The sequence below is a fragment of the Mesorhizobium sp. 43Arga genome, from assembly GCF_053714255.1.
Genome location: NZ_JBSKBO010000002.1, coordinates 1,030,127 through 1,049,196, shown reverse-complemented (window position 1 = coordinate 1,049,196; position 19,070 = coordinate 1,030,127). Strand labels below are relative to the sequence as shown.

The 19,070-nt window shown below is 62.6% G+C and carries 18 protein-coding genes and 1 pseudogene; 12 read left to right on the top strand and 7 right to left on the bottom strand.

Translation table 11 applies throughout. The features are described 5' to 3' along the window. Positions 1–183: 183 nt before the first annotated feature. A complete protein-coding gene (locus tag ACWGS8_RS11650; protein ID WP_454581055.1) occupies positions 184–2,184 on the top strand; it encodes a putative bifunctional diguanylate cyclase/phosphodiesterase in 2,001 nt (666 codons plus the stop codon). A gap of 15 nt (positions 2,185–2,199) precedes the next feature. On the opposite strand, the gene ACWGS8_RS11645 is transcribed toward ACWGS8_RS11650, so the two are convergent. Both ACWGS8_RS11645 and ACWGS8_RS11640 read right to left on the bottom strand, forming a co-directional pair. Further along, positions 2,200–3,348, bottom strand: a complete 1,149-nt coding sequence (locus ACWGS8_RS11645) for an amidohydrolase (protein WP_454581054.1) — start codon at positions 3,346–3,348, stop codon at positions 2,200–2,202. Between the two features lie 46 nt (positions 3,349–3,394). After that, on the bottom strand, positions 3,395–3,850 hold the full coding sequence (locus ACWGS8_RS11640) for a hypothetical protein (protein ID WP_454581053.1): 456 nt from the start codon (positions 3,848–3,850) through the stop codon (positions 3,395–3,397). On the opposite strand from ACWGS8_RS11640, the gene ACWGS8_RS11635 reads away from it, so the two are divergent. Then, positions 3,849–3,980 carry a hypothetical protein gene (locus ACWGS8_RS11635; RefSeq protein WP_454581052.1) on the top strand — a complete coding sequence of 44 codons (132 nt, stop codon included), beginning with the start codon at positions 3,849–3,851 and terminating at the stop codon, positions 3,978–3,980. The genes ACWGS8_RS11640 and ACWGS8_RS11635 overlap by 2 nt on opposite strands. Here the strand turns inward: ACWGS8_RS11635 and ACWGS8_RS11630 are convergent. Beyond that, positions 3,974–4,417 carry an SRPBCC family protein gene (locus tag ACWGS8_RS11630; RefSeq protein ID WP_454581275.1) on the bottom strand — a complete coding sequence of 148 codons (444 nt, stop codon included), beginning with the start codon at positions 4,415–4,417 and terminating at the stop codon, positions 3,974–3,976. The genes ACWGS8_RS11635 and ACWGS8_RS11630 overlap by 7 nt on opposite strands. A 300-nt stretch (positions 4,418–4,717) precedes the next feature. On the opposite strand from ACWGS8_RS11630, the gene ACWGS8_RS11625 reads away from it, so the two are divergent. The 4 genes from ACWGS8_RS11625 to ACWGS8_RS11610 all read left to right on the top strand — a co-directional run bounded on the left by ACWGS8_RS11625 (position 4,718) and on the right by ACWGS8_RS11610 (position 8,734). Then, entirely contained in the window at positions 4,718–5,578 is an 861-nt protein-coding gene (locus ACWGS8_RS11625; protein WP_454581051.1) for an FAD binding domain-containing protein, read from the top strand. Further along, positions 5,578–6,054 carry a (2Fe-2S)-binding protein gene (locus tag ACWGS8_RS11620; RefSeq protein ID WP_454581050.1) on the top strand — a complete coding sequence of 159 codons (477 nt, stop codon included), beginning with the start codon at positions 5,578–5,580 and terminating at the stop codon, positions 6,052–6,054. Before ACWGS8_RS11625 ends, ACWGS8_RS11620 begins: the two co-directional genes overlap by 1 nt. 2 nt (positions 6,055–6,056) lie before the next feature. Continuing rightward, positions 6,057–8,321, top strand: coding sequence for a xanthine dehydrogenase family protein molybdopterin-binding subunit (locus tag ACWGS8_RS11615; protein ID WP_454581049.1), 2,265 nt, complete (start codon positions 6,057–6,059; stop codon positions 8,319–8,321). A 167-nt stretch (positions 8,322–8,488) separates the two neighbouring features. Beyond that, positions 8,489–8,734 carry a MoaD/ThiS family protein gene (locus tag ACWGS8_RS11610; RefSeq protein ID WP_013894215.1) on the top strand — a complete coding sequence of 82 codons (246 nt, stop codon included), beginning with the start codon at positions 8,489–8,491 and terminating at the stop codon, positions 8,732–8,734. Between the two features lie 52 nt (positions 8,735–8,786). Here ACWGS8_RS11610 and ACWGS8_RS11605 read toward each other — a convergent pair whose 3' ends face one another. Together ACWGS8_RS11605 and ACWGS8_RS11600 are read right to left on the bottom strand one after the other, a co-directional pair. Beyond that, a complete protein-coding gene (locus ACWGS8_RS11605; protein ID WP_454581274.1) occupies positions 8,787–9,308 on the bottom strand; it encodes a competence protein CoiA family protein in 522 nt (173 codons plus the stop codon). A 126-nt stretch (positions 9,309–9,434) separates the two neighbouring features. Beyond that, positions 9,435–9,569 (bottom strand): annotated as a pseudogene (locus ACWGS8_RS11600) (competence protein CoiA family protein); the annotation flags it as partial. 406 nt (positions 9,570–9,975) lie between these two features. Here ACWGS8_RS11600 and ACWGS8_RS11595 point away from each other — a divergent pair. Together ACWGS8_RS11595 and ACWGS8_RS11590 are read left to right on the top strand one after the other, a co-directional pair. Then, on the top strand, positions 9,976–11,616 hold the full coding sequence (locus ACWGS8_RS11595; RefSeq protein ID WP_454581048.1) for an RNA-directed DNA polymerase: 1,641 nt from the start codon (positions 9,976–9,978) through the stop codon (positions 11,614–11,616). Between the two features lie 88 nt (positions 11,617–11,704). Then, positions 11,705–12,358 carry a hypothetical protein gene (locus ACWGS8_RS11590; protein ID WP_454581047.1) on the top strand — a complete coding sequence of 218 codons (654 nt, stop codon included), beginning with the start codon at positions 11,705–11,707 and terminating at the stop codon, positions 12,356–12,358. Positions 12,359–12,392: 34 nt separating this feature from the next. On the opposite strand, the gene ACWGS8_RS11585 is transcribed toward ACWGS8_RS11590, so the two are convergent. Then, positions 12,393–13,352, bottom strand: coding sequence for an ornithine cyclodeaminase family protein (locus ACWGS8_RS11585; protein WP_454581046.1), 960 nt, complete (start codon positions 13,350–13,352; stop codon positions 12,393–12,395). Between the two features lie 204 nt (positions 13,353–13,556). Between ACWGS8_RS11585 and ACWGS8_RS11580 the strand changes: the two genes are divergently transcribed. Together ACWGS8_RS11580 and ACWGS8_RS11575 are read left to right on the top strand one after the other, a co-directional pair. Further along, positions 13,557–13,970, top strand: a complete 414-nt coding sequence (locus tag ACWGS8_RS11580) for a DOPA 4,5-dioxygenase family protein (RefSeq protein WP_454581045.1) — start codon at positions 13,557–13,559, stop codon at positions 13,968–13,970. A gap of 93 nt (positions 13,971–14,063) precedes the next feature. After that, entirely contained in the window at positions 14,064–14,897 is an 834-nt protein-coding gene (locus ACWGS8_RS11575) for a methyltransferase domain-containing protein (RefSeq protein ID WP_454581044.1), read from the top strand. Positions 14,898–14,905: 8 nt separating this feature from the next. On the opposite strand, the gene ACWGS8_RS11570 is transcribed toward ACWGS8_RS11575, so the two are convergent. Then, positions 14,906–16,708, bottom strand: coding sequence for a dipeptide ABC transporter ATP-binding protein (locus tag ACWGS8_RS11570; RefSeq protein ID WP_454581043.1), 1,803 nt, complete (start codon positions 16,706–16,708; stop codon positions 14,906–14,908). A 216-nt stretch (positions 16,709–16,924) separates the two neighbouring features. On the opposite strand from ACWGS8_RS11570, the gene ACWGS8_RS11565 reads away from it, so the two are divergent. Both ACWGS8_RS11565 and ACWGS8_RS11560 read left to right on the top strand, forming a co-directional pair. Beyond that, positions 16,925–18,277: an LLM class flavin-dependent oxidoreductase gene (locus ACWGS8_RS11565; RefSeq protein WP_454581042.1), complete on the top strand. Its 1,353-nt coding sequence runs from the start codon at positions 16,925–16,927 to the stop codon at positions 18,275–18,277. A 10-nt stretch (positions 18,278–18,287) separates the two neighbouring features. Beyond that, complete coding sequence (locus tag ACWGS8_RS11560) at positions 18,288–19,061, top strand: DUF427 domain-containing protein (RefSeq protein WP_454581041.1); 774 nt, start codon at positions 18,288–18,290, stop codon at positions 19,059–19,061. Positions 19,062–19,070 lie beyond the last annotated feature (9 nt).

Below are 19,070 nucleotides of genomic sequence, written 5' to 3'. Positions count from 1 at the left end.
GCTAACCATCTCAATTTATTAGCGATCTTGCAGATAAGATTCTGGGTCCGAGTTAACGCAAACTTGTCTGGCGCCATCGCATTTTACCGCGTGGCAATCGTGTCGCGTCCCAAGGAGTCGTCCTGCGTGGGGGCAGAAGCTGGAAAAAAGTTCGGAGCGCAGAATCCCCTTTCGCAGGGGCTTGTGAACGAACGCGCGTCATCTAGATTGGCCGATACGGCGGATGTGGAACCGTATGATCCGCGCCAGGAACTGGGGGTGGCGGAGCTGCGCATCCTTTACCGCGACGAAGCCCTGGCGAAGCGAAGGAAAGACGCCAGGCCCGGGCTCTGGATCGCCGTTGTCATCTATGTGCTGTTTTCGGTATCGGACCTGCTGCTGATACCTGACGTGGCGGCCTACACGATTACGGCGCGCTTTGCGGTGGGGTTGACCGCTCTGCTGACCCTGGAGGGGCAGCTTCGCCGGGGCGTCGCGACGGAATGGCTTGATGTGACCTGCGCCGCGGCGATCATCTTTGGCTATATCGGTTGGCTGCTTCCGGCTTCCATGGGGGCGGACAAGGAAAGCGTCGCCTATTACATGGTGTTCGGCACCATTTTCATGATGAGCGCCAATCTATTTTTCACGTTCAGCTTCAAGGTGTCGATCATAACGTCGACAATCATATTGTGTATCTTGTATGTCGTGAACTATTTTGTACCAGCCTCGCTGACATACAAGATGGTATTTGGAATTTTCTACGTTTCGTGCTTCACCTTCACCTCCTATGTGAACTGGAAGCTGAATGAAGAGCGCTACAACGTCTTCCTGAACGCGCTGGAAGCCAAGATCCAGCACAAGGAGGCGACCGAACGCGGCAAGGCCCTGCTCAGACTGTCGCGGACGGATCCGCTGACGGGGCTGGAGAACCGGCGTGCGATCGACGAGAAGCTGCGCGATCATTGGAGCGACTGGCAAAAGCTTGGCAGCAAGTTCGCCGCCATCCTCATCGACGTCGACTTCTTCAAGAAGTTCAACGACTGCTACGGGCACCAGGAAGGCGACCGCTGCCTGATCCATGTCGCCAATGCGCTGAGCGATCTGATCAAGAATTACAATGGCTCGATCGGGCGCTATGGCGGCGAGGAATTCATCGTGCTCGCCCGCATGGACAAGAAGGACCAGGTCGCCGAACTGGCCGAAGCCATCTGCCGCACGGTGGAGAACCTGGCGATCACCCACGAGCTCAGGCGCGACGGTATCTCGATCGTGACGGCGAGCGTGGGTGCTGCTTTCACCAGGACGCAGGCCGGCGCCAAGCTGGAAAAGATCATCCATGAGGCCGATCGCGCGCTCTATTTGGCCAAGGCCGGCGGGCGCAATTGCGCCCGGCTGTTCGACCCGACCGATCCGCAGAGCAGCGACGAGAGCGAGAACCTCGCAGCGCTCCTGAAGATCGCGATCGGCCAGGGCCTCGTTTCACTCGTCTACCAGCCGATCCAGGATGTCGTGTCGGGCCGGGTCGAGGCCGTGGAGGCGCTGATGCGTCTCAAGATGCTGGACGGAACCCTGGTTCCGCCGAGCCTGTTCATTCCCGTGGCGGAACGCACCGGGGCGATCCTGGAACTCGGCCGCTGGGCAATACGGACGGTGTGCGCCGAGCTGCTGGCGGACGATCACGTCCCCCTCGTCAGTGTCAACGTCTCGCCGATCCAGCTCAAGACGCCTGGCTTCGCCGCTTCCGTCGCGACCATTCTGGGCGAGACGGGCGTGACCGGCAACAGGCTGGCCTTCGAAATCACCGAAGGGCTCGAGATGGAGATGCACTCTGACATCCTGCGCTGCATCAGCGACCTGAAGCTGCTCGGCATCAAGATCTGGCTCGATGATTTCGGCACCGGCTTCGCCGGCCTGTCGTGGCTGCGTCTGATCGATTTCGACACGGTGAAGATCGACCGCTCGTTCCTGCACGATTGCGGCACTCCGAAGGGCATGGCGATGCTGCAGGACATCATCGCGCTGGTTCGCAATCGCGGCCACAAGATCCTGGTCGAAGGCGTGGAAACCGACGAGCAGATCGCGCTGATGCGTGAGTTCGGCATCGACAAGATCCAGGGTTTCCGCGTCGGCCGTCCGGTTCCCGCCGCGACCTACCAGGCAAAGCGGGGCGTCCAGAAGCGCCCGTTCCTCAAGTCCGCGTAACGGGGGCGGGCGCGCTCACCCCAGCAGATTGCGCGCCGTGCGCATGAAGATTTTCGAGCCGATCGGGATCAGGTCGTCGGGAAAATCATAATCCGGATTGTGCAGGGAAGGGTGCCGTTCGCCGGCGCCGAGGAAGAACATCGCCGATCTGGCGCTGCGGCCGAACAGGCCGAAATCTTCCGAGGCACGCATCGGCAGGGCCTCTTCACCGTACACGACGCCTTCTTCGTCGAGCGCGCGTTGCAGGTGCTCCACCGCGTCCGGCGCATTGACGCTGGCGACGAAGATCTCGTGATAATCCCAGCGCGCGGAGAGGCGATGGCGGGCCGCGATGTCCGTGACCACGGCTTGCGCCGCGGCGCACAGATCCGCCATGCGCTCGTCGCGGCGGGTGCGCAGCGTCGCCCACACCTCAGCATGCGCGGGCGCGATGCCGAACACGGCTTCGCCCATCGCGGCATGGGTGACGGTGACCATGGAAAAATCGTCGTCGGCGAAGGTGGCGCGGCCGAGCGCCGGCAGCGCCGGCATCAGCTCTGAGATCGCCGGCATCGGCGAAATGCCGGTCTCGGGCATGGAGGAATGCGCGGTCTTGCCCTCGAGCACGATGCGCATGCCGCGCGAGGCGCAGTTGACCACGCCGGGCTTCAGCCTGACCTCGCCGAACGGCACGCCGGGCAGATTGTGCAGCGAGAAGGCGAAATCCGGCGCGATCTCGCCATAGCGCGGATCGGCGACGACGCCGGCAGCACCGTTGCCGGTCTCTTCGGCCGGCTGGAACATCAGCACGACGCGGCCGCTGGCCGGGCGCTGGCGCCCCAGCTGGCGGCCAAGCGCGGCCAGGATCGCGGTGTGCCCGTCATGGCCGCACATATGCGACTTGCCGGGCACCTGCGAGGCATGCGGCACGCCGGAAAGCTCCTCGATCGGCAGCGCGTCGAGTTCGGAGCGGAACAGCACGGTCGGCCCGGCCTTGCCGCTGTCGTAGACCGCCGCCACGCCGTGCCCGCCGAGGCCGGTCAGGACCTTGTCCGGCCCGGTGTCGGCGAGGAAGGAGACGACTTCCTTCGCCGTCTTTTCCTCCTCGTTGGAGATTTCCGGCTGCCGGTGCAGCTTGCGCCGCCATTCGGTCAGCTCGACGATATCCCGGTTGGTCAGGGTCATGGTTCCGCCTCCGATTGTTCCGATCGGCACAGTGTCGCAAACGCCGCTAGCGTACTCGATTGGGGCAGAGCGCTTTGAACTGGTCCAGCGTGACATCGTATGAGGAGGCGCCGGAGCCATCGAGCACCACATTGTCATCGATCGATGTGATCAGGTAATCCGTCGTCACCTCAGTACCCTTGTTGCGGCCCTGGAACAGCATGTTGGCGCCATAGAAGGTGGTGAACTTGCCGGTCTTGCAGTTGGCGGATATTTCGAAGTGCAGGGGCGACTTCATTTCCGCGTCGATGCACTCCTTGGAGAAATCATGGCCATATTCGCGGCAGTAGACGCCCGCCTTCTGCCTGTTGTGCTTGGCCAGGATGCTGGCGTGCTCGGAGCCGATGCCTGACTTTTTGACGATGGTGAGTTCCATTCCCACCTTGTTGCCGTAGTAGATGGTCCTGGCTTCGGCAGAGGTGGCCAGCAGCAGGGCGGAAAGCACGAGCGGCAGATGTCGCATGGAAACGCCTCCCTTTGGCCGGGAGGATTTCACGCACGCGATCGCATGGTCAAGGCCTCAACGCACAACCGCCGCCGATGAGCATGTCATCGACGGCGGCGCCGCGCAGTTTCTGGAACTGCCTTACTGATTGATCTCCGGCTCGACCAGCTTTGCCAGGTTTCTCAGCGATTCCTGCCAGCCGAGATAGCAGGCCTCGACCGGGATGACGTCGGGGATGCCGGCCTGGGTGATGTCGATTTCGGTGCCGACCGAGACTTTTTTCAGGATCACGGTCACCTGGATCTCGCCCGGCAAATTGGGGTCGTCGAACCTGTCGGTGTAGCGCAGGCGCTCGCCCGGAACGAGTTCGAGATATTCGCCGCCGAAGGCGTGGCTGCCGCCGGTGGTGAAGTTGCGGAACGACATCTTGAACGTGCCGCCGACCTTGGCCTCGAACTGATGGACCGTGCAGGTGAAGCCGTTCGGCGGAAGCCATTTCGCCAGCGCGTCGGCTTCGACGAAGGCGCGATAGACCTTTTGCGGGCTGGTGGTGAGAACGCGGTGCAAACGTACGGTGCCGGGCATATCGTGTCCTTTCATGATGCCTGTTCGATGTCCCAAGGACGAACGGGGCTTGACCGATCCGACACGGGCTCTCAAACTTTTCGAGAACCCGGCCGCGAGCCTGTCTTAGTCCCTGTGCATGTCGTTGTCGCAAAACCGCTGCACGCTTTTGGCGACATGCACTGGCGTAGGGCAAACCAGGTCGATTTGGGACTCGATTTTGCGGCGGCTGGACCAATCGTCGCAAATGACGAACCCGATAGCCATTATGAGGAGAGTGTTTATAACGGTCGCTGAAATCGCGATATCCAAGGGGAGACGATGCGCTACATACGTCCGCTTTCAATCGAAGATGCCGTTGGCCAATTGGCCGGATCGGCTGGCACGGCAGCCATCCTGGCCGGAGGCAGCGACCTTCTGGTGAGGATGAAGGGGGGCTTTGTCGAGCCCGACCTGATCGTCGACATCAAGTCGATCGCGGGCTTGAGCGAAATCCGCGAAACCGCCGACGGCTTCAGCATTGGCGCTGCCGTTCCCTGCGCCGTGCTGGGCGAGAACGCCGCCCTGAAGAAGGCATGGCCCGGCGTCGTCGAGGCGGCCAAGCTGATCGGCTCGAAGCAGGTGCAGGGACGCTGCACCATCACCGGCAATCTGTGCAACGCCTCGCCGGCGGCGGACAGCGTTCCGGCATTGGTGGCCGCGAGCGCCAAGGCGGTGATCGCCGGACCCTCGGGCAAGCGCACCATTGCCGTCGAGGCCGTGCCGACCGCGCCGGGCAGGACATCGCTCGCCAAGGGCGAGATCATCGAGGCGATCCTGCTCGACAAGCGCTCGCCGCGTTCGGGCGATGCCTATCTGCGCTTCATTCCGCGCACCGAGATGGACATCGCCGTGGTCAGCGCCGGGGTGAACCTGACGATCGACGAGCATGGCGTCGTCACGGCGGCCCGCGTGGCGCTGGGCGCGGCGGCACCGACGGTGCTGCTGGTGGAAGAGGCCGCCGAGGCGCTTGTCGGCAGGAAGCTGGACGACGCAGCGCTCGAGCGGCTGGCAAAAGTCTGCGCCGGCGCCTGCCGCCCGATCGACGACAAGCGCGGCACCATCGAGTTCAGACGGAAGGTTGCGGGCGTGCTGGCCGGGAGAGCCGCAACGACCGCCTACGCACGTGCAGGAGGCAAATAATGGCTGGCATTGCAGTCTCGACGACAATCAACGGCGACACGATTGAATATCTCTGCCAGCCTGACGAGACGCTGCTCGACGTGCTGCGCGACCGGCTCGGCCTGACCGGCGCCAAGGAAGGCTGCGGCACCGGCGACTGCGGCGCCTGCTCGATCATCCTCGACAACCGGCTGGTCTGCTCCTGCCTGGTGCTGGGCGCGGAAGCCGAAGGCCGGCGCATCGAGACCGTCGAAGGCATGGCGCATGGCGACCAGTTGCACACGCTGCAGCAGAAATTCCTCGAGCACGCGGCGCTGCAATGCGGCATCTGCACGCCGGGTTTTTTGATCGCGGCGAAAGACCTTCTGGCCAAGAACCCCGACCCGACCGAGGAGGAAATCCGCTTTGGTCTGGCCGGGAACCTCTGCCGCTGCACCGGCTATGACAAGATCGTGCGCGCCGTCCAGGACGCCGCACATGTGATGAAGGGAGCCTGAAGATGAATTTCGATCCGCGTTTTTCCGGGCGTAAATTCGCATCCGTCGGCACGCGCCCGATCCGCCCCGATGGCGTCGACAAGGTGACGGGCCGCGCCCGCTACGGCGCCGACTTCAACATGGCCGGCCAGCTGGTCGGCCGCGTGCTGCGCAGCCCGCACGCGCATGCGATCATCCGCAAGATCGACACGTCGAAGGCGGAAAAGCTAGCTGGCGTGAAGGCGGTGATCACGGCGAAGGATCTGCCCGACCTCACCGATGGCGATGCCGCCATGTACGACATCCTCGACAATTGCATGGCGCGCACCAAGGCGCTCTATGACGGCCATGCGGTGGCCGCGGTCGCCGCCGTCGACGCCCGCACGGCAAGGCAGGCGCTGAAGCTGATCGAGGTCGAGTACGAGATCCTGCCGCATGTCACCGATGTCGACGAGGCGATGCAGCACCACGCCCCGCTGATCAACGACACGATCTTCACCGAGGGGCTGGAGGAAAAGCCGGCAAAACCCTCCAACGTCACCAAGCGCAGCCAGTTCGGTCATGGCGATGTCCATCAGGGCTTCGGCCATGCCGACTTCATCGTCGAGCGCTCCTTCAAGACCGAGCAGACGCACCAGGGCTATATCGAGCCGCATGCCTGCGTGGCGAGCGTCTCGTCCGACGGAACCGCCGATCTCTGGGTCTGCACGCAGGGCCATTTCGTCTACCGCCAGCACTGCGCCCAGCTGCTCGGCATGGAAGCCTCGAAGCTGCGCGTCACCTCCTCGGAGATCGGCGGCGGCTTCGGCGGCAAGACCCATGTCTGGGCCGAGCCGGTGGCGCTTGCCTTGTCACGCAAGGCCGGACGCCCGGTGAAACTGGTGATGACCCGCGACGAGGTGTTCCGCGCCTCGGGGCCGACCAGCGCCACCTCGATCGACGTCAAGATCGGCGCCCGCAAGGACGGCACCATCACCGCGGCGGAAGCCACGCTGCGCTACAGCGCCGGCCCCTATGCCGGCTCCTGGGCCGAGATCGGCGCCATGACGGCGTTCGCCTGCTACAAGCTCGATAACGTCAAGACCGTCGGCTACGAGGTGCTGGTCAACCGGCCCAAGACCGCGGCCTATCGCGCGCCGTCGGCGCCGATGGCGGCCTTCGCGGTGGAAAGTGCCGTCGACGAGCTCGCCAAGGAGCTCGGCATGGACCCGGTCGACTTCCGCATCAAGAACGCCGCGCAGGAAGGCACACGCTCGTCCTACGGCCCGGTCTACGGCCCGATCGGCATCGGCCCGACGCTGGAAGCGGTGAAGAACCATCCGCACATGAAGGCGCCGCTTAAAGCAAACCAGGGCAGGGGCATGGCCTGCGGCTTCTGGTTCAATTTCGGCGGCCAGACCTGCGTGGACCTGAACATCGGCATGGACGGCTCGGTGTCGCTCGCCGTCGGCACGGTGGACGTCGGCGGTTCGCGCGCGTCGCTGTCGCTGGTGGCGGCGGAGGAGCTCGGCATCGACTATGCCCAGCTCAAGGCGGTTGTCGCCGACACGTCCAGCCTCGGTTACAACGACATGACCGACGGCAGCCGCGGCACCTTCTCCTCCTCGATGGCGACCATCTCGGCCGCCCGCAACGCGATCAAGATCCTGCGCGAGCGCGCCGCGCAGATGTGGGACATTTCCGTCGACGACGTGGTCTGGGAACAGGGCCACGCTGTCGCCAAGGGCGAGAAGCACGGCAATCTCGGCAAACTGTCGCTGAAGGAGATCGCGGCCCAGTCCGGCAAGACCGGCGGGCCGATCGCCGGCCACAGCGAGCTCGTCGCCGACGGCGCCGGCGTCTCCTTCGCCACCCATATATGCGACGTCGAGGTCGACCCCGAGACCGGCGCGACCAGGGTGATCCGCTACACGGTGGTGCAGGATGCCGGCAAGGCGGTGCACCCGACCTATGTCGAGGGCCAGTACCAGGGCGGTGCGGCGCAAGGCATCGGCTGGGCGCTCAACGAGGAGTATATTTACGGCAAGGACGGAAGGCTGCAGAACGCCGGCTTCCTCGACTATCGCATCCCGGTGTGCTCCGACCTGCCGATGATCGACACGCAGATCCTGGAAATCCCCAACCCCAACCACCCCTATGGCGTGCGCGGCGTCGGCGAAACCTCGATCGTGCCGCCGCTGGCGGCGATCGCCAACGCGGTGTCGAACGCCGCCGGCGTGCGCATGACCCACATCCCGATGTCGCCGCCGCGTATTCTGGCGGCGATCGAGGCGGAACGGGGAGAGTAGAGCGAAGGCTAGGGATAAGGTGTGTTGAGATACAGGTCAGGCCGAGCCGAAAGTGGCGGGTTCCGAGAACCGGAGCGGAGCGTACTTGAAGTACGTGAGCACCGGAAGCGCAGGAACCTGCCATTTGCAGGCCGGCCTCACCTGAATATCAGCACACCGTAGCGCCGATGGTCGAAGTCACGCTTTGGGGCGCGCTCGGCCAGCTCGCCGGCGGCAAGAGCAAGGTCGAGGTCGAGGCCAAGGACATCAGGGAGCTGTTCAGGAAACTGGCTGAACAGTACCCCGGGTTCGAGCCGTGGATCGATCGCGGCATTGCGGTCGCGATCGACGGGACGATTTATAGGGATACGTGGAGCAAGGAGCTGCCGCCGGGGGCGGAGATTTTTCTGCTGCCGCGGCTGGCTGGGGGGTGAGGGGGTGAACCTATTTTGCCCTTTCCCAGCAGTCCCGCGCCACTGATGCTCGCTAGAACTTTGCTCGGCGACGACCTCGGGGTGGTCTAGAATGCGGAGGCCTCGCGTAGTTCCAACGACGAGCGGCTAGCCCCCTTTTGACAAACCAGGCAATAGCTTCAGTGGGAATTATGTGCCCCCTATTCCGAGCGGCGTCTATAAACCATGATCGAGAAACAGCCGCGAGAACGGCATAGCCGTCAATGCGCCCCGGCAGTAGGCACCAGAGCTTCCCTTGCATTGCCCCGGGTGTACCCTGCGGGGGAGCGAAGCCTTCAAAATCGAATAGGACCGGCTTTGCGCAGTTGAGCCAGACAGCGGGCAGACAACTCTCAGGGCTATGCGTGATGAATAGGTCTTTTGCAAAGGCTAGCCTAAACAGCTTTTCGCTTGTGAAAAACCGATGCCGGTCCCGCTTCAGCCGCATCCCGTCCACGATCCAGACCATGTTCCGGTAGAAAGCCTCGCGCGTGGCTCTCTCCTGCGCGGCTAGGGGCGAATGTTGGAACTCAATCACTATGCCATTGTCGGTCATCACATCCGCGATGTGCTTCTCGCCTTTTTCATCGTGCCGGAAGATTTCCTGCCATTCTGAAGGAAACTGTCCTTTCCAGCTGCGGTGCCAGAGGGTTTCCGCCTCCCACCAAGGGTCGCAGTTCCTATTGCCACGATGCGCCCAATGCCAAACTCGTTGTGTTCCGCACTTTGCGACCGTCGGCTGCGAACAGCCGGGGCAACAGCCTGCCAACTTAGAGGCCGCTTCGCTTCGTTCGTTGTTCACCAACGCAAACCGCATAACTTTCTCCATAGATTTACGGCCAGCCCATTGCCGGGCGACCGCGAGCTTCTCTCGAGGAGGGTTTCGGCAGCATAGCCAACTACAAGCTGGCGCTGGTTCTTCTTATCGTCGACATAAGAGACAAAACTCTTCGCCGGTTATCGTGCGGCTATCCTCAATGCCCGGCGCCGCTTCTTCTCGGAGCATTCCTCAACAGTATCCGAATAGGTGGGCCAGTCAAGTTTTGTCATAAGCCGCGACTTCTGGGCCGCCCATCTTGCGGCGGCACGATCATTTCGATCGGTGATAGAAACGAAAATATCGATAGATTTCAGTGTCTAGACTTTTAATGACGAAGCTTGCAAATGTATAACTTAGGGGTGGCATCTCATAGATTCGTGCCCATGCTGCTGTGGATGGTATTATGCTGGACGTTAAAGAGAGAAATTTTCTTGCAGCGGCGATGGAGATCGGGGAAAGCGGCGAAAACGATACTCTTCCCTACGATATCGACGCGAGCTTTATCCGTGACAGATCACCAGAGCTATCAAAAATATGTTTTGAGTTATTTCAAAATATCAACACTAGATCTGTTAGGCAGGCCGCCGCCTTTATGAGCGAGATTACAGTGGGTGCGGAGCGCCTACTTGCTCCTTCTGGCTCGCACGGCTTTCGCATCACGACTAAAATACACCCATTTTGGAACTTGTACCTTAATGGTCTTGGCTTAGCTATAGCCGAAGCGAACGAAGCCAGCCGGAGTGCCCGGGTGCATGCCTATCGGCTTGGCCGAGACTTGCACAATTTTCCATCATTCTTTGACAGGTCGCGCTCATGGAGAACCTATAAAGAAGCAACTTTAAATGAGGAAGCATTGAACAATGAGGATAGTGTTGTTATTCAAACGGACGTATCCAGTTACTACGAGCATATCTATCACCACAGATTGGAAAATCTCCTAAACGATCTGAGCCCCGCTGGGTCCACGGTTGCAGTGCAGATCGATCGAATCCTGAGCAAACTCTCATCGGGTCGATCTTTCGGTCTGCCCGTCGGTGGACAGTGCGCCCGAATTCTTGCGGAAGTTATGATGTCTCCGATAGACGGATCTCTTTCAGATGCTGGAATAGTTTGGCATCGTTATGTAGATGATTTTACATTGATATGCGACTCGCAACAAGACGCCTATCGGGCACTTTCGACACTGTCACATTCACTTGCTGACTACGGGCTTTCGCTTAATAGAACGAAAACTACGATTCTGAGCGCCAAACATTATAAGGATTATATTGCTGCCCTGCTCGGGCACGGAGAAGATGCAAGCACGGCGCTGAGGGAACTTGACTTGCATTTCGATCCTTATTCGGACGCATCCAAGAGCGATTACGAGGAGCTGAAAAAATCTTTTGATGATATTGATATTCAATTTCTGCTTGACCTTGAGAAGCAAAAATCACAGCCCGATAATTTCGTTTTGGCTCAGATAGGACGGGCTCTGAAATTTCAGGAGCCAACTGTAGCCGCCCAACTTTGCGCAACTTTGCTGGACGTTCGCAACCTGGATTCTTTTAGAGCGTCATGGGCAAAGATTATGCGCGGTGTGTACTCTGTACGCGCTAACGAGGATTTTAGCGTGGTATTTGATCAGATTGATGGCCTTCTAGATAGATTGCCTGCAGCCGCGTCACACCTGCTTATGCCAGAAGCCAATCTACTTCATTTTTTGAGAGCTATACGCTTTCGAAGAACAGATGTGCGCGGCCGTTTTGTACGTCGCATCTATGATGGATCTTCGTCGCAAGCGGTAAGGCGTGCTTGCATCGACTGCTGGCGGCATTGGGGCGATCGTGCCAGCTTTATGCGCCTAAGAAATCAGTGGCAGAATCTCGGCCCTGACGAGCAAAGGATGGTTTGGCTTTCAGCTGGCAATTTCGGGGATGACGGAGCGCATGCAAGAAGTCAGTTGCGCAGGACGCTAGCGCAAGAATGGCGGCTTGGGTTTGAGCCAACCATAGGGCCTACTTTTGCTTCGTGTTATGAAGACTGGGTGGCAAATGGCTCTTAACAGGCTCCCCTTAAGGGATCCACGAACTGTTGCCCGGGACATTCCCGGGGTGTTGGATATCCTTTTCCCTCGATTGTCCGGAGGGCTAGTGTCATCATTGAACAAGACGATGTTTTCGTTTGCCGAGTTGAATGCCATCCCGATTGAGCTAATTGAGCAAAGCCGACTGCAAAAGGCCATGTTGTTCGAGGTGGCGATGGCTCGCGTCGATTTCGCCTGTGATGGATTGAGCGAGGCAACATGGGACGACTGCCTCAAGGTAGCAGCAAGGCGCCAGAGTCAGCACTATGACGCAAGAATTCCGACAAAACTCGAACGGTGCGACATTGATGTTGCCGAGCTAGCCGCGCATAATCTCATGGAGATGCTAAGAAGTGTGAGGGCGCAGCAACCGGATGCGCCCCTGGAGAAAGCTCCCTTTATACCGGGATATGGGTGGATTGCATCAGGGAACGGAGACTTTTCGCTGAGAAATATTCTTATTGAAGTAAAACATACGGACAGGAACTTTGTGTCTGGCGACTTTAGGCAGATTCTCATGTACTGGATTCTAAAATACGCGGCGTCAATTGAGAACAAAGAAGACGTATGGTCTGATTGCCTTTTGTTAAACCCAAGGCGAAATTGTGCCTTGCTGGTTAAGTTTGACTATTTGGCCGATTCAGCCTCGGCAAACTCAAGCCGTGTTGAGCTATATGAACTCATGCGGTCCGTTGCAGCGCGGGATTTTGACAAGCGATAAAAGCATGCATATTCCTCGCTCTGCTCGCTTTACCCTACGCTCCAACCACCCCCGCCGCCTGCGCCCGCATATACACCAACCCCGCCACCGCAAGATCCCCCACCGCCATCCCCCGGAACACAAACGCCGTGACCTCGCCTGGGCCCTGCCGCCCCGCAAAGTCGCCGCAGACAAGGCCCGTCAGGTCGCCGGCGACCAGCGCGGGGTCGACCATGGGTTTGGGCATCTGCTTCTCCTGCTCCAGATCGTCGACGACGATGCGGTCGAAGCGGCGCATGGTTGCGGGCTGCCAGGGCAGTGCGAGGTCGGTGATGGCGGTGAAGCTTCCCGGCTTCAGCCAGTTGGCGTCGAGGAACGGTTCGGGTTCGGGCACCAGGGTCACCGTCGACACCACCATGTCGGCGCCTTCCACCGCGGCCCTTGCCGTGTCGCAGGGGATTGCTTCCAGGCCGCGCGACCCGGCCAATTCGCACAGTGCGTCGCGATTGCTTTTTCCCCGGCCGAAGGCGCGGATTTCGCGCAGGGGAAAGAGGTCGGCGAAGGCTTCGAGGTGGCCACGCGCTTGCACCCCGCAGCCGATGAAGGCCAGGGATGACGCATCGTGCCTTGCCATGCGCCGGGCGGCGACGGCGCTCAGGCCCGCCGTGCGTTTGGCCGTCACCCAATTGCCGTCGACCAGGGCCAGCGGCAGGCCCGTCTCGGCGTCGAGCAGGCTGATCAGCGAATTGATCGTGGCCAGTCCGCGCCCGGCGTTGCGCGGGTTCACCACCAGCGACTTGGTGGCCAGCACCGGCGGCACGGTGGCGACGCCGAGCGTCGCCATGAAGTAGCGGTCGTCGCCCGGCCACACGGCGGCCTTGGGCGCGCACCAGACTTCGCCGCGCCGCTGGCCGATGATCTGGCGTTCGATCTCGTCGACGATTTCAGGCGTCGAGATCGCCAGGCGATCGAGAACCGCCGACGACAGATAGGGCAGGGTTTCGGCTGTGTTCATCTTGCCATGTTCCCAAGAAAACCGTCAGACTACACGATGTGCGCGGAGCCGAAAGCCTCGCACCGTGAGCGGCGTGACGGCATGCGTGGCCGATGAGAGCCGCGTCCAGCCATTGCCGATCTTCCCGGCGGGTCCTTGCTTAAACCCTTGTTCTTCGGCTGAATGGCCGGACGCCATTTGACATGCCGCGAGGAGGGCATCGAGATGAGCAAGGACAGTCCACGGCCGCTCGCCGAGATCGCCAGCTATCACGCCCATATCTACTATGACGGGGCGGCCGAGCGGCAGCATGCCGAATGGCTGCGGCTTCGCATCGCGGAACGGTTCCGCGTGCGCCTGGGCAATTGGCATGAGGGGAAAGTCGGCCCGCATGAGCAGGCCATGTACCAAGTCTCCTTCGCCAACGAGATTTTCGGCGCGCTGGTTCCGTGGCTGATGCTGAACCATGGCGGCCTGAGCATCCTCATCCACCCGAATACGGAGAACCCCAAGCGCGACCATCTGGTCGATCCCATCTGGATCGGCCGGCCGCTGGGGGTGCATGGCGAGGTGCTTCCGGACGAGCATGAGGCGGAAGAGGCGCTGGAGCCGAACACCGAGCCGACGCTGCCGGCGTAGACCGACTTCGCCTGCTTCGCAAGGCATTGCGTGATGCCGTCGGGTGGGCTTCTATCGCGCCGCGCCGTAGGGCGCGCCATGGGGGGTCATCCTTTGTCTGCCACGAACCAAACGTCCACCGGTCACGAAGCGAGCGAGGCCGGCTGGCTCGATCTGCATTTCGAATCGTCGCGGCCCGAATACGAGGCGGCCTTGCTCGAGGCCGGTATCCGCCCGGGCTGGGGCGTGCTCGACGCCGGATGCGGCAGCGGCGGCTTCCTGCCGCTCATCGCCAGCGCCGTCGGCCCATCCGGCTTCATCGCCGCGCTCGACCTCGCGCCTGAAAACATCGGCCGGGTCGAGGCGCTCGCGGGCACGCTGCCCGAGCCGCCGGAAATCGCCACGCGTGTCGGCAGCATCCTGTCGCTGCCATTCGCCGACGCATCGTTCGATTGCGTGTGGTCCGGCAATGTCATGCAGTATCTGACGCCGGCCGAGTTCGAGCTTGCCGTCGGCGAGGCCAGGCGCGTGCTGAAGCCGGGCGGCATCTTCGCCGTCAAGGATTTCGATTCGACCATCCTGCAGATCCTGCCCATGGACCGGGCCCTGCTGGCGCGCTTCATGGCCGCCAGGCTGCAGGGGTTTCGCGACCGGGGCGTGCTCGGCACCGATTGCGGTTCGACGCTTCCGGCGCGTCTGCGGCAGGCGGGCCTGGAGGTCGTCAGCCGCAAGGGCTGGCTGGTCGAGCGCTGGGCGCCCGCGCCTCGCTTCACGCGCGACTATGTTCGCGACCTGCTGGCCTATTTTGCCAGCGTCGCGCCGGGCTACACCCTGCCTGACGCCGACCAGGCCTATTGGCGGGAGCTGAAGCAGCGGCCGGATCGCCTGCTCGACGATCCCGACTTCTGCTACCGCGAGTTCTTCGTCATGGCGGTCTGCCGGATTTAGCGCTCAGCTCAGCCGGCGCGTTTCCAGCAGGCGATGAAATGGCCAGGGGCAACTTCCCGGGCCAAAGGTTCGGCGGCGTGGCAGCCGGCATCGGCCAGCGGGCAGCGGCCGGCGAAGGCGCAGCCGCCGGGTTCGGCTTCGGTGGCCTGCGCTTCGGCCATTGTCGCAGCCTGCCCGTCGTTGGAGGAGGCCGCCAGCAGCAACTGCGTGTACGGATGGTTGGGGCCAGCAAAAATCTGGTCGGAGGAGCCGGTCTCGACCAGGCGGCCGCGATAGAGCACGCCGATGCGGTCGGCCATGTAGCGCACGACCCTGAGATCATGGCTGATGAAGAGATAGGCGGTATCCCCTTTCTTCTGCAGGTCGTTGAGCAGGTTGAGCACGGTGGCCTGCACCGAGACGTCGAGCGCCGAGGTCGGCTCGTCCAGCACCACCAGCCGCGGCAGGCCGGCGAAGGCGCGGGCGATCGCCGTGCGCTGGCGCTGGCCGCCGGACAGCGTGCCGGGCTTCTGTTCCGCCGTGGTGCGGGCGAGGCGTACCGAAGCCAGCAGGTCACTGATGCGCTGCGGCACGGCGCGGCGCGGCAGGCCGGCCAGCCGCCGCAGCGGGCGGCCAAGGATGCGGCCGATGCGCTGGCGCGGGTTGAGCGTGCGGTCGGGCGACTGGAACACCATCTGCACGTCGCGCCGCTCACTCGGCCGGCGGCGCTCGACCAGCGGCGCCACGGCCTTGCCAAACAGCGCGACTGTGCCTGCCGTCGGCGGCTGCAGGCCGGTGACGATGCGGGCCAGCGTCGACTTGCCGGAACCGGATTCGCCGATCAGCCCAAAAGTCTCGCCGCCGGCGATGTCGAGGTCGATGCCGTGTAGCACCGGCTGGCCGCCGAAGGATTGTCTTATCCCACGGCAGGACAGGGCGATTTCGCGCCGCCGTGCGGGCAGGGCGCTTGCCGCCTGATCTCCGGCCGGCACATCCGAAGCCAAGTCCACGGGGCTGGCATCCTCGGCCAGCCTGCCGTCGCGCTTGGTGCGGTTGAGCGTCGGAATGGCGGCGACCAGCGCCCTTGTGTAGGCATGACGCGGATTGTCGAACACGTCCCCAGCGGCGCCGGTTTCGACGATCGAGCCGGACTGCATCACCGAGACGCGGTCGCAGGAGCGACGGATCAGGTTGATGTCGTGGCTGATCAGCAGGATCGAGGTGCGGTGCTCGCGGCGCAGATCGTCGAGGATGGCGATGATCTCGGACTGGACGCTGGCGTCGAGCGCCGTGGTCGGCTCGTCCATCACCAGCAGAGCCGGGTCGAGCGCGACCGCAATGGCGATGTTGGCGCGTTGCTGCATGCCGCCCGACAGCTCGTGCGGGTAGAGCCGCAGCACGCGTTCGGGATCGGCGACGCGCACGCGGCCGAGCAACTGCGCGGCGCGCGCAAACGCATCGTCGCGATGCATCGGGCGATGGCGCCGGATCGTCTCGGTGATCTGGCCGCCAATGGTCATGCTCGGGTTCAGCGCCGAGCCCGGATGCTGGTAGACGGCGGCGATGCGGTCGCCGCGCAGGCGGCGCAGCTCAACGGCGGAGAGGTCGCGGATCTCGCGGTTTTCGAAGGCGAGCTGCGCGGCCTCGACCCGGGCGTGCCTGGGCAGATAGCGCAGCACCGCCAGCGCCACCGAGCTCTTGCCGGAACCGGATTCGCCGACCAGCCCGAGCGCTTCGCCCTGGCCGATCTCCAGCGAGATATCGTCGACCGCGCGGTGCCTGGCTCCGCGATAGGAAACGGAGAGGTGCTCGACATTCAGAACCGAAGACATGGCTGGCAGAACCGAAGACATGAAGGACCCGAAACCACTTTCTGCGCGCGCGGCGATCAGGGGCAATCGCTTCCGCTTTCATAGGGAACAATCTCTATAAAATTACTCGAATTAAGCCTAAGCGCAATCTAACTTTCACTGACTGGAAGATTTTCGGGGGCACGGCCACAGGCCGCTGCACTGGCGGTTTTCCGCACCCGCAGGGAAGGAACAGAGATGTCGCACATGATCCTCAGCGCGTTCTTCTTCAATCCGCAGGGCGACCATCGCATGGCATGGCGCCACCCGCGCGCGCCGGGCCGCGAAGTGCTCGATTTCGACTATTATCGCGAGCTGGTTCAGGCGGCCGAGCGGGCGCGCATCGACACCATCTTCGTCGCCGACCACGTGTCGATCTGGGATTCGGTGAAAAGCGGCGTCGCGCATTACGCCAATGCCCGCCTCGAGCCGCTGACGCTGCTGGCGGCGCTGGCCGGGGTGACCAAACATATCGGCCTGATCACCACGGCGTCGAGCTCCTATAGCGAGCCCTACAATGTCGCGCGGCTGTTCGCCTCGCTCGACCATATCAGCAAGGGCAGGGCGTCGTGGAACGTCGTCACCTCGGCGATGGACGAGGAGGCGCGCAATTTCGGCCGTGACGGCAATATCGAGCACGCCTTCCGCTATGAGCGCGCCGGCGAGTTCCTCGATATCGTCAAGGCGCTGTGGGACAGCTGGGAGGACGAGGCGCTCCTCATCGACAAGGAGACGGGCTATTTCGCCGACCCCGACAAGGTCCATCCGATCGACCACAAGGGCAAGCATTTCAAGGTGCGCGGGCCGCTCAACGTGTCGCGGCCGCCGCAGGGCCATCCGCTGATCGTCCAGGCCGGTTCATCGGAGGACGGCAAGAATTTCGCCACCGCGCAAGCCGATGCGCATTTCGCCATCTACAGCACCAGGGAAGACGGCATCAAATACCGGCAGGACATCAACGAGCGGCTGGCGCGCCATGGAAGGCGGCCGGAGAGCTTCAAGATCCTGCCCGGCATCCTGCCCATCGTCGCCGCCTCCGAAGCCGAAGGCCGCGACAAGCAGGAATATCTGCAGACGCTGCTTCCAGACCAGGTCGGCATCGACCTTTTGTCGAGCTGGAGCGGCCTCGACCTCTCGGCCTATCCGCCGGATGGGCCGCTGCCGCCGCTGCCGGACGAGAGCACCTTCGATGGCGGGCGCACCTCGCTCAACCGCGTCAAGCAATGGTCGAAGCAGAATCTCAGCCTGCGCGACATCGCCCGCAAGCTCGCCAACAGCGGCTCGGTGCCGACGGTCGCCGGCACGCCGAAGCAGATCGCCGACCAGCTCGAGGACTGGTTCGTCTCGGGTGCGGCCGACGGCTTCAACCTGATGTTCCCGCTGCTGCCGGAGGATTGGGTGAATTTCGCCGAACAGGTGGTGCCGGAATTGCAGCGGCGCGGCCTCGTCCCGACCGAATATGCGCCGGGCACGTTGCGCGACCGCTTTGGGCTTGCCCGCCCCGCCAACCGTTTCGCCGAGCAGCGCGCCAATCAGCGCGCCGTGTCCTGAGGAGGCAGCCATGACCGCGGCACCTAATCTCCAGCCCCGCGAAGCCACCGCTCCGCGTCTCGTCAATGTGCTGCACAGCCCCAAGCGTGTGCGCGTCAATTTCGGCGGCCGCACCATCGCCGACAGCCGCAATGTGCTTGTGCTGCGCTCCAACCATTTCCTGCCGATCTATTTCTTCCCGCCTTCCTCGGTCGATCCGTCGGTGCTGAAGCCGTCGCTGCATCGCGAGCCGCACGCCGTTGGCGGCGAGACAGCCTATTGGGACATCGACAGCGGCGACAAGCGCGCCGCCAATGCGGCGTGGTCGTTCACGGCGCCGCCCGATGAAAATCTGGCGCCGCTCGCCGGCCGCATCGCCTTCACCTGGAAGGCGGTCGACCAATGGTTCGAGGAGGAAGAGGAAGTCTTCGTCCACGCCCGCGACCCCTATGCGCGCATCGACGTGCTGCACAGTTCGAGCCATGTCCAGGTATGGTTCGACGGCGAGATCATCGCCGACAGCCACCGGCCGGTGCTGCTGTTCGAAACCCATCTGCCGACGCGCTTCTACCTGCGGCCGGAGGATGTCCGGCTGGAGCGGCTGACGGCGTCCAATTCGACGACACGATGTCCCTACAAGGGCATCGCCTCCTACTGGTCGGGCCTGCTGAAGGACGGTTCGGTTCGCCCCGACATTGCCTGGAGCTACCGCGACCCGATCGACGAAATGCCGAAAATCAAAGGGTTGATCGCCTTCTATCCGCAAGCGGTCGACCGCATCCATCTCGACGGCCAGCCGGCCTGACGGCGGCTT